This is a genomic window from Amycolatopsis silviterrae (assembly GCF_042684085.1).
GTDB lineage: Bacteria > Actinomycetota > Actinomycetes > Mycobacteriales > Pseudonocardiaceae > Amycolatopsis > Amycolatopsis silviterrae.
This window is the reverse complement of record NZ_JBHUKS010000020.1, coordinates 76654-90291: the sequence shown is the minus strand read 5'-3', so window position 1 is coordinate 90291 and position 13638 is coordinate 76654. Positions and strand designations below refer to the sequence as shown.

The window sequence follows — 13638 nt, the reverse complement described above, 5'->3', positions numbered from 1 at the left end:
ACGGCCTACCGTAGAGGGGTGCGGTTGCGGTTTCTGCTCCGGCCGGGATGGCTGGCGTTGACAGTGGTGGTGTTCACGTTCGCCATCTGCTGTTACACGCTGCTGGCCCCGTGGCAGTTCCGCCGCGACGGCGAACAGGTCACCCAGAACAACGCGCTGAGCACGTCGTTCACCGCGAAGCCCGCCCCCGCCGCGCAACTGCTGCCGCCCGGGACGAAGCCGGACAAGAACACCGAGTGGCACCTCGTGACGATCACCGGCACGTACCTGCCTTCGGCGGAGGTTGTCGCGCGGCTGCGCACTGTGCAGGGCCAAGGCGCGTACGAAGTCCTCACGCCGCTTCGCGCCACCGACGGCACTGTGTACCTCATCGACCGTGGCTACGTGGGGCTCAACAGCGACTCCGGCGTGCTCCCGTACGCGGCCGCGCCGGGCGGACAGGTCACGGTCGTCGCGCGCGTGCGAAGCGACGAGACAGACCCGAAGAACCGCGAAGCGTTCTCCGACGCGTCGACGAACGGGAAGCTGCAGAGCTACACCGTCGACTCACGCGTAGTGGCGAAGGCGTCTGGCCTCACTATCCGGCCTGGCTACTTCCAGCTCGACGGCAACCAACCCGGCGTGCTGAAGGCGCTGCCGCTGCCGCAGCTGGAGTCGGGCCCGTACTTCTCGTACGCGCTGCAGTGGCTGGCGTTCGGCACGATGGCGTTGCTGGGCTGGCTGTACTTCACGATCCGCGAGCTGCGCCCGGGCGGCGCGCTGACGACCGAACGGCCGCAGCGCGGTCGCCGCAAGTCCGTCGCGGAGATGCTCGCCGAGGAAGAGGACGAGTACACGCCGACCGACTGAGTGGCCTGGTCGTTTCGCTGGAAAATGGCCCTTTGGCAGGTCCATTCGCGGAGCCGATACTGGCGGCATGCTGATCCACCCCTGGGACTCCGCGGACGAGAACGAATGGCGGGACTGGCTCGCCGGACACGACTTCGGCGAGCTGGTCGCCGGCGGCCGCGGCCGTGATCTGCCCGTGGTGGTGCCGACGCACTTCGTCTTCGACGGCGACGCGACCGTACGGCTGCATCTCGCCCGGCCGAACCCGGTGTGGCCGCTGCTGGAGGAACACCCGCGCGCGCTGCTGACGGTGACCGGCGACTACACCTACATCCGCTCGGACTGGAACACCGCCGACGACCCCGCGCTCGGCGTGCCCACTTCGTACTACGCGAGCGTGCAGCTGGCCTGCGACGTCCGGCTCGTCGACGATCCGGCGGAGAAGGCCGCGCTGCTGAACCTTCAGCTGGCGCACTTCGAGCCGGACGGCAAACGCACTCCAGTGTCCGCTGTGGACGCTCCGGATCGGCGGCTGCTGCCGGGGATTCGCGGGATCGAGCTGACCGTGACCGAGGTGCGGGCGAAGTTCAAGTACGGCGGGAACAAGAAGTCCGAGGACCGGCAGCGGATCGGCGCGTTGCTGTCCGAAAGGGACGGTCTCAACGACGCGGAAGCCGTGGCACACCTGAAACCCTGACAGCTCAGGAGTTTCGGCGGCGCACCCCGCTCAGCACCGCCACGACCACCGAGGTCCCAGCCGCCAGCCAACCGACCACTCGGGACAGCTCCACCGCACGCGTCACATGCCCCGCGTCCGGATTCCGCCCGACCCCGAGCACCGGCAGTTCCACCACGCCCTGCGGATACTCGGTCCTCCCGCCGACGCGAATCTCCAGTGCACCGGCGAAAGCCGCCTCGACGCGCCCGGCGTTGGGGCTCGGGTGCGCGATCGTGTCGCGCCGCCAGGCCCGCCACGCCCCGCCCGCGGAACCGCCGACGACCGGCGCGCCCAGCACGGTCAGCGCGGCCGCGACCCGGGTGGGCAGGAGGTGGACGAGTTCGTCGAGCCGGTCGATGGCCCAGTGTCCGGGGAGCAGGCGGCGCAGCAGTCCGATCGTGCGGGCCGCGAGGAGCCCGGGCACGCCCGCGACCGCGCCCCACAGCAGCGGCGTGACGACCACTTCGGACGTGTTCTCGGCCAGAGTTTCCACGGACGCACGGGAAAGCCCGATCGTGCCGAGTCCGTCGGTGACGCGCGAGTCCAGTTCGGACAGTGTGTCGCGCGCGGGTTCGAGGCGGCCCTCTTCGAGATCACGGGCCAGCTCGGTGCCTTGCGTGGCCAGCCCGGCCGCGCCGACGACCGCCCAGGTCGCGACCGCCGTCGCAGTCGCCTGCAACACCGGGCTGCGCCGCCCGGTTCGCTCCACGAGCACGCCGGCGGCCACTGCCGCGCCAGCGATTCCGAGCCCGGTCGCGCGCCGCGAACCGGTGGACGCGACCACCTGACGGAACGCGGTGACCGGCGGCCGTCGCCGCGGATCGCCGAGTGCACCGTCGGCGGCCAAACCGAGAATCAAGCCGATCGCGCGCGCCGCGCTCACTTGCAGCCCCCCGAACGTGGACGATTCAGTCGCCGAGATTACTCGACACCGCGGCGGCGATTTCCTCGCGTGCCTGCTCCACGATGTCGCGCATCGCGCGTTCGGCGCGCACCGGGTCGGCGAGGTCGATCGCCTCGGCGACTTCGACGTGCAGCGCGACCGCCTCAGGCTGCGGTTCGTCCGGCATCAGGCCGTGCCCGGTGCGGCCGGCGAGCACCTCGGCGACCACTGAGGACAGTTGCGCGAACATCGGATTCCTCGACGCCGACAACAACAGATCGTGGAAGGCGATGTCGTGGCCGAGGAAGGTGTCCAGATCGCGGGCCCGGGCCGTGCGCTGAAGGTGCACCGCCAGCGCGCGGATGCGGCCGCGTTCCTCCGGGGTCGCCCGGATCGCGGCGAAGCGAGCGGCACACGGTTCGACGGCCGAGCGCAGTTCGGTCAGCGTGCGCAGCGCGGCAGGCCGGTCCGCGCCGTCGAGCTGCCAGCGGATCAGTCTCGGGTCATAGTGGTTCCACTCGGCCGGCTCGCGGACGGTGACCCCGACGCGGCGGCGGCTGCTGGTGAGCCCCATCGTCTCCAGAACCCGGACGACCTCGCGGGCGACGGTGCGCGAAGCTCCGTACCGCTCTTGCAGCTCTTCCGAGCGCAGTACCGCGCCCGGCGGCAGCTCGCCGCTCGCGATGGCCGCGCCCAGCTCGTCGAGCATCTCCTCGTGCCGATCATTGCCCACTGGGTTAACGTAACGCTCTGACTCGATTAAGTACTACTTCTTCTTGATTAAGTAGTACTTTTGAGTTTGACTCTCCAGGGCACAAAGACGTGGGAGGTGCGGATGACGGTCATCGTGGTGATGGGCGTGTCGGGCTCGGGCAAGACGACGGTCGGTTCGGCCGTCGCGGAGGCGCTCGGGGTCGAGTACGCCGAGGCGGACACCTTCCACCCGCAGGCGAACATCGAGAAAATGACCGCGGGCCACCCGCTCACGGACGAGGACCGGGAGCCGTGGCTGGCCTCGATCGCGCTGTGGATCGCGGAGCACCAGGAACGCGGCGGCGTGGTCAGCTCGTCCGCGCTGAAGCGGCGCTACCGCGACGTGCTGCGCGGCGGCTGGGACGTGTGGTTCCTGCATCTGAACGGCTCGCGCGACGTGCTCGCCGAGCGGATGAAGACCCGCACCGGCCATTTCATGCCGGTCTCGCTGCTCGATTCCCAGCTCGCCGACCTCGAACCGCTGGAGGCGGACGAGCCGGGGGCGACCTTCGACATCAGCCTCTCCCCCGCCGACCTCGTCGCGTCGGCGCTGAAGACGTTCCGGGAGCGCGCATGAACACCCTCGCCGCCGGCTGGACCGGCCACGACACCCGCCTGATCCTCGCCACCGTGCTGGCCATCGCGGTGATCGTGGTGCTGATCAGCAAGGTGAAACTGCATCCGCTGCTCGCGCTCACGCTGGGTTCCGGCGTGCTCGGACTGGTCGCCGGGATGCCGGTGGACAAGCTGCTGAAGAGCTTCACGAACGGCGTCGGCAGCACGGTCGCGTCGGTCGGCGTGCTGATCGCTTTCGGGGCGATGCTGGGCAAACTGCTCGCCGATTCCGGCGGCGCGGACCGGATCGTGGACACCGTGCTCGGCCGGGTCCGCGGCCCCGGGCTGCCGTGGGCGATGGCGCTGGTGGCGGCGCTGATCGGGTTGCCGATGTTCTTCGAGATCGGGCTCGTGATGCTGATCCCGGTGGTGCTGCTGGTCGCCAAGCGCAGCGGGAAACCGGTGCTGCTGCTGGGAATCCCGGCGCTGGCCGGACTGTCGGTGCTGCACGGCCTGATCCCGCCGCACCCCGGCCCGCTGGCCGCCGCCGGGTCGCTGAACGCCAACGTCGGCCTCACCCTGGCGCTCGGTCTCCTGGTCGGCCTGCCCACGGTGGTGATCGCCGGACCGCTGTTCGGCCGCCTGGCCGCGAAGATGGTGCCCGACGCCGAGCCACCCGCCCGGCTGGTCCCGGAGTCGGAGGGTACGGACGACAAGCACCGCCCGAGCTTCGGCGCGACACTGTCCACTGTGCTCTTGCCGGTGGTCCTGATGCTGGCCAAGGCATTGGCGGACATCTTGGCGGACAAGGGAAACCCGGTCCGCCGGGTCCTGGACTTCATCGGCGACCCGCTCGTCGCACTGCTGCTGGCGGTCCTGGTCGGGATGGTCGTGCTCGGCCGCCCGGCGCGGCTGAACCGGGAGCGCCTGTCGTCCATCGTCGGCGATTCCCTCGCCCCGATCGCCGGGATCATGCTGATCGTGGCCGCGGGCGGCGGGTTCAAGCAGACGCTGGTGGACGCCGGGGTCGGCGACGTGATCACGAGCCTGTCGAAAGGCGCCAACCTGTCACCGCTGCTGCTCGGCTGGCTGGTCGCGGTGGCGATCCGCCTGGCGACCGGCTCGGCAACCGTCGCGACGGTCTCCGCGGCGGGCATCGTCGCCCCACTGGCCGCGACTCTCGATCCGACACACAACGCCCTCCTGGTCCTCGCCATCGGTGCTGGGTCGCTCTTCTTCTCGCATCTGAACGACGCCGGGTTCTGGCTCGTTAAGGAGTACTTCGGGATGTCGGTCGGACAGACGCTGAAGAGCTGGTCGGTGATGGAGACGGTGATCTCGGTGGTCGCGATCGCGTTGATCCTCCCCTTGGGCGCGCTGCTTTAACGCTGGTCAACCCCCTTTGCAGCGGTGTCGCCGATTCACCTTGGTCAACCCGCTTCACGGCCGGGGTACCGCTTCACCCTGATTAACCAGCTTCACCGAAGGGTCGCCCCTTCACTTCAGTTAACCCACTTCACCGCGAGGTCGCTGCTTCGCTCAAGTTAATAAGCTTCACGGAAGCATTGTCGATTCACTCCGGTTAACCTGCTTCACGGCAGTGTCGCTAGTTTGCCCTGATTAACACCCTTAACTGCCGCGTAGTTGCTTCACTCCGGCTAATCCGGTTCATGGCAGTGCAAGGCTTCACTCGGGTTAACCCCCTTCACGACCGCGACCGGCCTTCACTCAGGTGAAGTCCGGTCGCGGCGCTTTGCCCGGTTGACATGTGACCGTTTGGTCACCTATTCTCGGTGCGTGCCCGACGAGGACCTGGTTTTCAAGGCTCTGGCGGATCCGACCCGCCGGTTCCTGCTCGACCTGCTCTACGCGCGGGACGGCCGCACGCTCACCGAGCTGGAGTCCGAAGTGGACATGACGCGGTTCGGGGTGATGAAGCACCTCAAGCTGCTCGAGGAGGCCGAGCTGGTCGTCTCGCGCAAGGAGGGGCGGGAGAAACGGCATTTCCTGAACCCGATCCCGATCCGGCAAATCCACGATCGCTGGATCGACAAGTACACCGCACACCACACCTCGGCGCTGCTGGACCTCAAGGCCCGGCTCGAAGCCGAAGAAACCCAGAAGGAGCCCGGAAAATGACTGACACCACGACTGTTCAGGTCAACCGCGTGTACATCAAGGCGACCCCGCAGGCGGTGTGGGACGCCATCACCAAGCCGGAGTGGACCGCGAAGTACGGCTACACCGGCCTGGCCGAGTTCGACCTCAAGCGCGGCGGCAAGCATCGCACCAAGCCGACTCAGGAGTTCATCGACTCGGGGTACACGACCGATCTTCTCGACGGCGAGGTGCTCGAGGTCGATCCGCCGCGGAAGCTCGTGCTCACCTGGAAACTGCAGATGGATCCGAGCCTCGTCGCGGAGCCGTACACCACGCTCACTTACGACATCGAGGAAACGAAGACGGCGGGCACTCGCCTCACCGTCACCCATGACGTCACCGGTGCGCCTAATCACGCGGCGCTGGTGTCTGGCTCGCAGGAGGACGTCAACGCTGGCCCGGGCGAGAACGCGGGTGGTGGCTGGGCGTGGGTCCTGTCGGATCTGAAGTCCGTTTTGGAGACCGGCAAGGGTCTCACGGCCTGACGCGAACGTGGGGTGGCCGCGCGAAAGTGCGGCCACCCCACGGCTTCACGCGCGTTGCGTCGCGGCTTTCAGTGCGGCTTTCGCAGCGGCGGATGCCCCGAGTTTGTCCAAACCGAACAGTGCGGCTCCGACGACCGGGTTCACCTCCACCACGCGTACCTGTGCGCGTGGTGCCACCTTTAAACACCGTCGTTCGATGTCCGCGATCACCGATGTGCCGACGCCGGTCAGTACGCCGCCGCCGAGGATGACTTCGGGGGCGGCCGACGTCAGGTCCAGGCGGCGCATGATCGCAGCTACCAGCAGGCTTACTTCCTCGGCGAACCGGGTCACCACGTCTTGCGCGACCTCGTCGCCTGCCGCGGCGACCTCGAACAGCAGCGGGCACAGGCCGTGGATCGAGGCGGAGTCGATTTCCTCGAAGTGCAGGCCCTGCACCACATCCAGCAGCGTCGAGGCACCGAAATACTCCGCCACCGCCGATTCCAGTGCGGTGCGCGGGCCGCGGCCGTCTTCGGCTCGGACTGCCCACCACAGGGCTTCCTCGCCTAGGCGGTAGCCACCGCCCCAGTCGCCGGAAACCTTGCCCAGTGCGGGGAATCGGTACGACCGGCCGTCCGGGGCGAAGCCGGCACCGTTGATTCCCGCGCCGCATACCACTGCCACGCCGGTGCCGTCAGAGCTTCCTGCACGCAGCAAAGCCAGCACGTCGTTGCCGACGTCCAAAGTGGAACTCCAGCCGCGTGCCGACAAGGCACGGTGCAGCGCGGCTTCTTCTCGGGGGAAGTCCAAGCCCGCGAGGTAGGCCGAGGTGTGCACGGCGAACGGCGGCTCCGTCGGCAGACCACCGGAATGGAGTGCTTCCAGGACGAATTCTTCCAGTGCGGCAACGCATCCGTCGACTCCGACGCGCTGGGGAGAAACGCCGGGGCCGCGGGACGCGCCGAGTACGGCACCGTCCCGCGAAACCACCAGCACTTCGGTCTTGCTGTTCCCCCCGTCGATCGCGACGACGGTGTCGCTCATGCTCGCGCCCAGGGCAGGAAATCCTGGTTGCGTGCGACGAGTTCGTCCGCCAGCTTGTCCGCCTTGGGGTACTGGCCGACGAGCGGGTGCGCGAGCAGTGCGTCCGCGACCCGGTCCCGGCCGCCCTTGACCGCGGCGTCCAGTGCCAGATGCTCGTAGGCCGTGACGCCGGCGATCAGGCCGGCGAACCGCGGGTCGACCGGGGTCTGCGGGATCGGGGTCGCGCCCGCGGAATCCACAGTGGACGAAACCTCGATGACCGCGTCGTCCGGCAGGAAATCGAAGGTGCCGTTGTTGCGGACGTTCACCACGTGTTCCTCGGCGGCACCGCCGGAGGTGAGCGCGTGCACGAGCTGCACCGCCGCCTCCGAGTAGTACGCGCCGCCGCGCTTCTCCAGCGACTCCGGCTTCGTGTTCTGGTCCGGGTCGAGGTAGATCTTCAGCAGCTCTTCCTCGACGTCGCTGACCACCTCGGCGCGCGGACGTTCGGTCTGCTGCTTCGCGACCTGCGCGTCGTGCGAGTAGTAGTACTTGAGGTAGTACGACGGCACGGCCTGCATTCGCTGCATCCACTCGACCGGCACGCTGACCTCTTCGCCGAGGAATTCCGCGTGCTGCGCGAGGAGTTCCGGCAGCCGGTCGACGCCGTCGACCAGGACGCCGCGTTCCCAGCTCAGGTGATTCAGTCCAGTGTGGACGAGCTTGACGTCGCCGGTCGACGCGCCGAGCAGCTTCGCGAACTTGCGCTGCAGGTTGATCGCGACGTTGCACAGGCCGACCGCGCGGTGGCCTTCCTGCAGCAATGCGCGGGTGACGATGCCGACCGGGTTGGTGAAGTTGACGATCCAGGTGTCGTCCCCGGCGACCTTGCGCACGCGCTCGGCGATGTCGAGCACCACCGGCACCGTGCGCAGCGCCTTCGCCAGGCCGCCCGCGCCGGTCGTTTCCTGGCCGACACAACCGCACAGGTGCGGGAACGTCTCGTCCGACGCGCGTGCCTTCTGCCCGCCGACGCGCAGCTGGATGAGGACCGCCGACGCGCCGTCGACGCCCTCCTCCAGATTCGCGGTGGTGCGCACGCGGGCCGGATGCCCCGCGTGGTCCAGCAGCCGCTGGCTGAACCCGCCGACCGCTTCGACCCGGTAGGCGTCCGGGTCGATCAGCACGATCTCGTCGACGTCGAGCGAGGCGCGCCGTCCGGCGATGCCGTCGATCAGCTCCGGCGTGTAGGTGGACCCACCGCCGACCACTGCCAGTTTCATCCCTTGACTCCCGTGAACGTGATGCCCTTGACGAACGACTTCTGCGCGAACACGAACAGCACGATCACCGGCAGCATGATCAGCGCGGTCGCGGCCATCGTGAGGTTCCATTCGACGTGGTGCATGCCTCGGAAGGACGCGATCGCCAGTGAAAGCGGCCAGTTGTCTTTGTTCTCGCCGGTGTAGAGCAGCGGACCGAAATAGTCGTTCCAGGTGAACAGGAAGCAGAACATCGCGGTGGCCGCGATACCCGGCTTCGCCATCGGGATCAGCACCCGCGTGAGCACCCGGAACTCGTTGCAGCCGTCGATCTTCGCCGCTTCGAGGTAGTCCTTCGGAATGGTGAGGAAGAACTGCCGCAGCAGGAAGATCGAGAAGGCGTCGAAGAAGAAGTACGGCACGATGAGCGGCACCAGAGTGCCGGTGAAACCGAGCCGCACCCACAGGTCGTACAGCGGAACGACGGTGACCTGCGGGGGCAGCATCATCGCGACAACGGTGAGCATGAAGAACAGGTTTTGCCCGCGCCACTTCAGCTTCGACAGCCCGTACGCCGCCGGGATCGCCGAGACCAGCGCCCCGATCGTCGCGAGTGCCGAATAAAGGAAGCTGTTGCCGAAGTACTCCAGCAACGGAGCCTTCCGGAACACCTCGATGAAGTTCTCGAAGTGCCATTCGGTCGGCCACAGACTGGACGTCATCGCCTGGTCGCTCTTCATCACCGAGGTGAGGAAGACGAACAGCAACGGCAGCATGAAGATCACGCCGAGCGCGATGCCGACCGCATGGGTGGCCACAAAGGACAGTTTCTTGTCCCAGCGCCGCTTGAACTTCTCTCGCGGATGCACCGGAGGAGCCGGGGGCGCAGGGGCCGTAATCGTGGTCATGCCCCCTCCTCCTGATGCTGTGACTTACGCATCTGCCGCACGAGAATCCACGTGAAGCCCGCGGAAACCAGGAACAGCAGCACGGCCATCGCCGCCGCGTAGCCCATGTTGAAGTACCGGAAACCCTGCACGTACAACCAGATCGGATAGGTCAGCGTCGAGTTTTCCGGCGCGCCGATCAGTTTCGAGTTTCCGGCGACGTCCGCCGTGCCCGCCGAAGCGGACGCCGCGACGATTGCCTGGGTGAAGAACTGCAGCGCGTAGATCATCGAGTTGACCACGCCGAACAGCAGCACCGGCGAGATCGACGGCAGCGTCACGTGCCAGAACCGGCGCACCGGGCCCGCGCCGTCGAGTTCCGCGGCCTCGTACTGCTCCTGCGGAACGTCCAGCAGCGCGGCCAGGATGATGATCATCAGCTCGCCCGAACCCCACAGCGCGAGCAGGGTCAGCGCGGGCTTCGACATTTCCGGGCTGTTGAACCACAGTCCGCCGTCGACGCCCACCAGCCGCAGGAACCGGTTCACCGGGCCGAATTCCGGGTTGAACACGAAGACGAACGCGAGCGTCGCGGCCGCGGGCGGGGCGAGTGCGGGCAAATAGCAGAGCGTGCGGACGATGCCGACGCCGCTCTTCAGCCGCGAAATCACCGACGCCACGCCGAGCGAGAACAGCACCCGGCAGACGGTCAGGATGATCACCAGCCACAACGTGTTGTACGCGGCGGTTTTCACCAGCGGTTCGCTGGTGAACATGCGCACGTAGTTGTCGAACCCGATCCACTGTGGAGGGTTGATCAGGTCGTAGCGGGTGAACGAGTAGAACAGCGTCGCGCCGAGCGGGTAGGCGAAGAAGATCAGGAACCCGAGAGTGGCCGGTGCCATGAAGTAGAACACCGTGCGCCTGCGCTTGGCCCGGGGAGACCCCCTCCGCGCCTGGTTCGGCGCGGAGGAGGTTCCGGATTCCGCCGCGGTCAGCGTGGTCATCCGCCGGCGCCCTTCTGCGCCAGTGCGTCGTTGATCTGCGCGTCGACCTTCTGCAGGCCCGCGGCCAGGTCAGGCACCGAGCCCGCCTGCCACTTCTCGGCGAAGTCGTTGACCGCCTTGAGGAACGCGTCGCCGATCGGCGTGGTCGGGTTGGCGACCAGCTTGCCGCTGTTGTAGATGTCGGTGAAGGTCTTGAACTGCGGCGGCATCTTCAGGTTCGGCGAGTTCAGCGAATCCTTCGTGCTGGGCACGTTGTTCAGGCCGTTGGCCATCTCGACGAGGGTGTCGGTGTCGAGCGAGGCCTGCTTGATCAGCTCCCACGCGGCACCGGGGTTCTTGGCCCCCTTCGGGATCGCGATGATCGTGCCGGTGCCGAAGCCGCCGCCGTACTGGCTGGCCAGGCTGTCGAGAACCGGGGCGGGCGCGGTGCCGTAGTCGAGCGACGGCGCCTGGTCCTTGATGAACGCGGTGCGGAACTCGCCGTCGTAGATCATCGACAGCTTGCCGGTCTGGAAACCGTTGTCCTTCGAGTATTCGTCGCCGAGACCGGCCTTGAACTTCTCGACCTTCGCGTGCCCGCCGTAGAAGTCGATGAGCTTCTTCTGGAATTCGAACATTTCCTTCCAGCCGGGGCTGGAAGCGAGCGAGGACTTGCCGTCCGGGCCGATGAACTTGGCGCCGAAGTTCGGTGCCCAGTACTGCGCCTGGTTGGCGTAGAACGGCATCGACGGCAGGAAGCCCGCGGTCTTGATCGAACCGTCCGGGTTGAACTCGGTGAGTTTCTTGACGTCCTCGAACAGTTCCGTGGTGTTCTTCGGCGGGCCGGCGATGCCCTTGGCCTCGAACTGCTTCTTGTTGTAGAAGAATCCGTACACGTCGGCGAGCATCGGCATCGCGCACCGCTTGCCCTGGTACGACGTGTAATCGCGGACCGCCTGCGGGATTTGCTCGAGATCGATCTTGTCCCGGTCGATGTAGGGCTTCAGGTCCTGGAAGCTGCCCGTGGAGCACCACGCGCCGAGGTTGTCGGTGTAGAACGAGATCGCCACGTCCGGCGGGTTGCCGCCGCGGATCGACTGGGTGAGCTTGTCGTCGTCCTGGTTCCCCTCGTGCTTGATGGTGATGTTGGGGAACTTCGCCTTCAGCTTGTCCAGCGCCTTCGTGACCACGCCGTACTCGCGGTCGGTGAACTTGCTGTAGACGGTGATCGTGAGCTTGTCGTCCTTGTTCGGCGGGGCCGCGGCGTCACCGCCGCCAGCGGGCGCGGCGGCACCGCACGCGGCGGTCGCCAGCAGCGTGCTCGCCGCGACGGCGCTGAGCAGCAGAGAACCGCGCCTGCGCGCGAGCCTCCGGATGCGGGTGGGAGCGGACATGAACCCTCCTGTCCTTCGGGTGGGTCTACTCGGTCGGGGACGGGGCTTGCTCTCCCGCGGACCGGCGCGGCCCGAGGAGCGTGGGGGTGACGACGCCGAAGACGTCCTCACGGGCGGTGGCGAGCGCGGACTGCAGCGCACCGGCGCGCACCGCGTTGCCCTGTACCGAAGCGACGCCGACGGGCGTGCGCGGCAGCACCAGTTCGTGCAGTTTTCCGGCGACGATCCCGGCGAACTCGTCGCCGCCGGCCCGGCTGGTTTCGCCGCACAGCAGGATGAGCTGCGGGTCGGCGACCGCGACCAGGCTGGCGACTCCGCTGGCGACGCGGCGCGCTAGATCGTCCAGAAACCCATGGTGCGCAATGCGTCGTGCCTGCGCGACGGCGTCCCAGCCGTTGTCGGCGGAGATGCCGTGCGCCTTGGCGAGCCGGGTGATCGCGGACGAGTCGACCAGATTGCCGAACCGCGCGCCTGCCGCGGGCCAGCTGTCGCCAGTGTCCACAGTGGCCGGATCGGGGACGCGCATCCAGTCGATCTCGCCGCCGCCACCGGTCGCGCCGCGCAGCAGCCGCCGTCCGATGACGACCGCGCCACCGACGCCTTCGGACAGCCAGACCAACACGAAGTCGTCGACGTCCTGCGCGTTGCCGACGGTCATTTCCTCCACCGCGACCAGGTTTACGTCGTTCTCGATCTTCACCGTGACGCCGAGTTCGTCGCTCAACCGCGCCGGCACGTTGAACCCGAGCCAGCCCGGGATGTGCGGGGCCGAGGACAGCAACCCGGTGCGCGGGTCGAACGCGCCCTGCGCGCCGATGACCACATTGGCCAGATCGTCGAGCTGCATCCCGGCGGCCTTGGTGACCCGCCGGAGCGCCTGGCCGAACGAGCCGACCACGTCCGCGTCCTCGGCGACCGGGAGCTGCACGCGGTACTCGGCGAGCACGGCACCGGCGACGTCGGCGACCACGAAGTCCGCGACCTGCGGGGTGAGGTCGACGGCCGCGACGTGCGCGAGCCCGCCGTTGACCGCCCACAACTGAGCGCGCGGCCCGCGTCCGCCGCCGGCCCGCTCCCCCGCCTTGCCGACGAGATTGTCCTGCTCCAGCCGGGTGAGCAGCTGCGCGGTGGCCGGTTTGGACAGCCCGATGGCGGCCTCGAGTTCGGCCCGGGTGAGCGGCCCGTTCCGCAGCAACGCCTCGATCGCCGCGCGGTCGTTCATCTCGCGCAACGTTCGCGGACTGCCGGCTCGCACCTGGCTGCTCCTTTATTAGGAAACTTTACAGACGGTTTTCCGGGACTGTAGTGAGCGCGGCCACACGTCGTCAATGGGCTCGGGAAACGGCGGGGTAACGGCTTGATACCGCGGAATGTCGGCGACCGGCGGAGGGTGACTGGGTGAGCGCGGAGGGTGCGCGGTCCAGACCAGCGGGGAGGGGTGGTCTGTGACGCGGGGGCCGGGCAGGAGGCGGCGGAGCGGGAGCGGAGCGGGAGCGCGAGCGGAGCGGGAGCGAGGCGGAGCGGAAGCGGGAGCGCGGGGCGCGGGGCGCGGGGCGGGAGCGAGGCGGAGCGGAAGCGGGAGCGCGGGGCGCGGGGCGCGGGGCGCGGGGCGGGAGCGAGGCGGAGCGGAAGCGGGGCGGGGCGGGAGCGGGGCGGGGCGCAGCGGGAGCGGTGGCGCGGGCTGGTGCGGCTCGGTGGCGGGGTGCGAAAAGGGGTCGTGAG

14 protein-coding genes are annotated in these 13638 nt (G+C 68.1%); 6 read left to right on the top strand and 8 right to left on the bottom strand.

The window, feature by feature from the left end:
- The first annotated feature begins 18 nt into the window (after nt 1–18).
- Entirely contained in the window at nt 19–849 is an 831-nt protein-coding gene (locus tag ACFSVL_RS28045; protein ID WP_378308544.1) for an SURF1 family cytochrome oxidase biogenesis protein, read from the top strand.
- Between the two features lie 67 nt (nt 850–916).
- Nucleotides 917–1525: an FMN-binding negative transcriptional regulator gene (locus tag ACFSVL_RS28040; RefSeq protein ID WP_378308543.1), complete on the top strand. Its 609-nt coding sequence runs from the start codon at nt 917–919 to the stop codon at nt 1523–1525.
- A 4-nt stretch (nt 1526–1529) separates the two neighbouring features.
- On the opposite strand, the gene ACFSVL_RS28035 is transcribed toward ACFSVL_RS28040, so the two are convergent.
- Together ACFSVL_RS28035 and ACFSVL_RS28030 are read right to left on the bottom strand one after the other, a co-directional pair.
- Complete coding sequence (locus ACFSVL_RS28035; RefSeq protein ID WP_378308542.1) at nt 1530–2429, bottom strand: cobalamin biosynthesis protein CobD/CbiB; 900 nt, start codon at nt 2427–2429, stop codon at nt 1530–1532.
- Between the two features lie 25 nt (nt 2430–2454).
- Nucleotides 2455–3138 carry a FadR/GntR family transcriptional regulator gene (locus ACFSVL_RS28030; RefSeq protein ID WP_378308600.1) on the bottom strand — a complete coding sequence of 228 codons (684 nt, stop codon included), beginning with the start codon at nt 3136–3138 and terminating at the stop codon, nt 2455–2457.
- A gap of 126 nt (nt 3139–3264) precedes the next feature.
- Between ACFSVL_RS28030 and ACFSVL_RS28025 the strand changes: the two genes are divergently transcribed.
- From ACFSVL_RS28025 to ACFSVL_RS28010, 4 genes are all read left to right on the top strand, one after another.
- A complete protein-coding gene (locus ACFSVL_RS28025) occupies nt 3265–3759 on the top strand; it encodes a gluconokinase (RefSeq protein ID WP_378308541.1) in 495 nt (164 codons plus the stop codon).
- Nucleotides 3756–5123, top strand: a complete 1368-nt coding sequence (locus tag ACFSVL_RS28020; RefSeq protein WP_378308540.1) for a GntT/GntP/DsdX family permease — start codon at nt 3756–3758, stop codon at nt 5121–5123. The genes ACFSVL_RS28025 and ACFSVL_RS28020 overlap by 4 nt, the downstream gene beginning before the upstream one ends.
- A gap of 411 nt (nt 5124–5534) precedes the next feature.
- Nucleotides 5535–5876: an ArsR/SmtB family transcription factor gene (locus tag ACFSVL_RS28015; RefSeq protein WP_378308539.1), complete on the top strand. Its 342-nt coding sequence runs from the start codon at nt 5535–5537 to the stop codon at nt 5874–5876.
- Complete coding sequence (locus tag ACFSVL_RS28010) at nt 5873–6382, top strand: SRPBCC domain-containing protein (RefSeq protein ID WP_378308538.1); 510 nt, start codon at nt 5873–5875, stop codon at nt 6380–6382. The genes ACFSVL_RS28015 and ACFSVL_RS28010 overlap by 4 nt, the downstream gene beginning before the upstream one ends.
- A 45-nt stretch (nt 6383–6427) precedes the next feature.
- On the opposite strand, the gene ACFSVL_RS28005 is transcribed toward ACFSVL_RS28010, so the two are convergent.
- From ACFSVL_RS28005 to ACFSVL_RS27980, 6 genes are read right to left on the bottom strand one after another with little or no spacing between them, the layout of a single operon-like run.
- Nucleotides 6428–7408: an N-acetylglucosamine kinase gene (locus tag ACFSVL_RS28005; protein WP_378308537.1), complete on the bottom strand. Its 981-nt coding sequence runs from the start codon at nt 7406–7408 to the stop codon at nt 6428–6430.
- Nucleotides 7405–8670: a 6-phospho-beta-glucosidase gene (locus tag ACFSVL_RS28000; RefSeq protein WP_378308536.1), complete on the bottom strand. Its 1266-nt coding sequence runs from the start codon at nt 8668–8670 to the stop codon at nt 7405–7407. Before ACFSVL_RS28000 ends, ACFSVL_RS28005 begins: the two co-directional genes overlap by 4 nt.
- Nucleotides 8667–9557 (bottom strand): carbohydrate ABC transporter permease, encoded by an 891-nt coding sequence (locus tag ACFSVL_RS27995; RefSeq protein ID WP_378308535.1) that lies wholly within the window; start codon nt 9555–9557, stop codon nt 8667–8669. Before ACFSVL_RS27995 ends, ACFSVL_RS28000 begins: the two co-directional genes overlap by 4 nt.
- Entirely contained in the window at nt 9554–10543 is a 990-nt protein-coding gene (locus tag ACFSVL_RS27990) for a carbohydrate ABC transporter permease (protein ID WP_378308534.1), read from the bottom strand. The genes ACFSVL_RS27995 and ACFSVL_RS27990 overlap by 4 nt, the downstream gene beginning before the upstream one ends.
- On the bottom strand, nt 10540–11916 hold the full coding sequence (locus ACFSVL_RS27985; RefSeq protein ID WP_378308533.1) for an extracellular solute-binding protein: 1377 nt from the start codon (nt 11914–11916) through the stop codon (nt 10540–10542). The genes ACFSVL_RS27990 and ACFSVL_RS27985 overlap by 4 nt, the downstream gene beginning before the upstream one ends.
- Nucleotides 11917–11941: 25 nt before the next feature.
- Nucleotides 11942–13171, bottom strand: coding sequence for an ROK family transcriptional regulator (locus ACFSVL_RS27980; protein WP_378308532.1), 1230 nt, complete (start codon nt 13169–13171; stop codon nt 11942–11944).
- Nucleotides 13172–13638 lie beyond the last annotated feature (467 nt).

Excerpts from the sequence above, each read along its gene's own strand:
- ACFSVL_RS28040 (WP_378308543.1), top strand. The coding sequence starts at position 917 with ATGCTGATCCACCCCTGGGACTCCGCGGACGAGAACGAATGGCGGGAC.
- ACFSVL_RS28030 (WP_378308600.1), bottom strand. The coding sequence starts at position 3,138 with ATGCTCGACGAGCTGGGCGCGGCCATCGCGAGCGGCGAGCTGCCGCCG.
- ACFSVL_RS28025 (WP_378308541.1), top strand. The coding sequence starts at position 3,265 with ATGACGGTCATCGTGGTGATGGGCGTGTCGGGCTCGGGCAAGACGACG.
- ACFSVL_RS28020 (WP_378308540.1), top strand. The coding sequence starts at position 3,756 with ATGAACACCCTCGCCGCCGGCTGGACCGGCCACGACACCCGCCTGATC.
- ACFSVL_RS28010 (WP_378308538.1), top strand. The coding sequence starts at position 5,873 with ATGACTGACACCACGACTGTTCAGGTCAACCGCGTGTACATCAAGGCG.
- ACFSVL_RS28005 (WP_378308537.1), bottom strand. The coding sequence starts at position 7,408 with ATGAGCGACACCGTCGTCGCGATCGACGGGGGGAACAGCAAGACCGAA.
- ACFSVL_RS28000 (WP_378308536.1), bottom strand. The coding sequence starts at position 8,670 with ATGAAACTGGCAGTGGTCGGCGGTGGGTCCACCTACACGCCGGAGCTG.
- ACFSVL_RS27995 (WP_378308535.1), bottom strand. The coding sequence starts at position 9,557 with ATGACCACGATTACGGCCCCTGCGCCCCCGGCTCCTCCGGTGCATCCG.
- ACFSVL_RS27990 (WP_378308534.1), bottom strand. The coding sequence starts at position 10,543 with ATGACCACGCTGACCGCGGCGGAATCCGGAACCTCCTCCGCGCCGAAC.
- ACFSVL_RS27985 (WP_378308533.1), bottom strand. The coding sequence starts at position 11,916 with ATGTCCGCTCCCACCCGCATCCGGAGGCTCGCGCGCAGGCGCGGTTCT.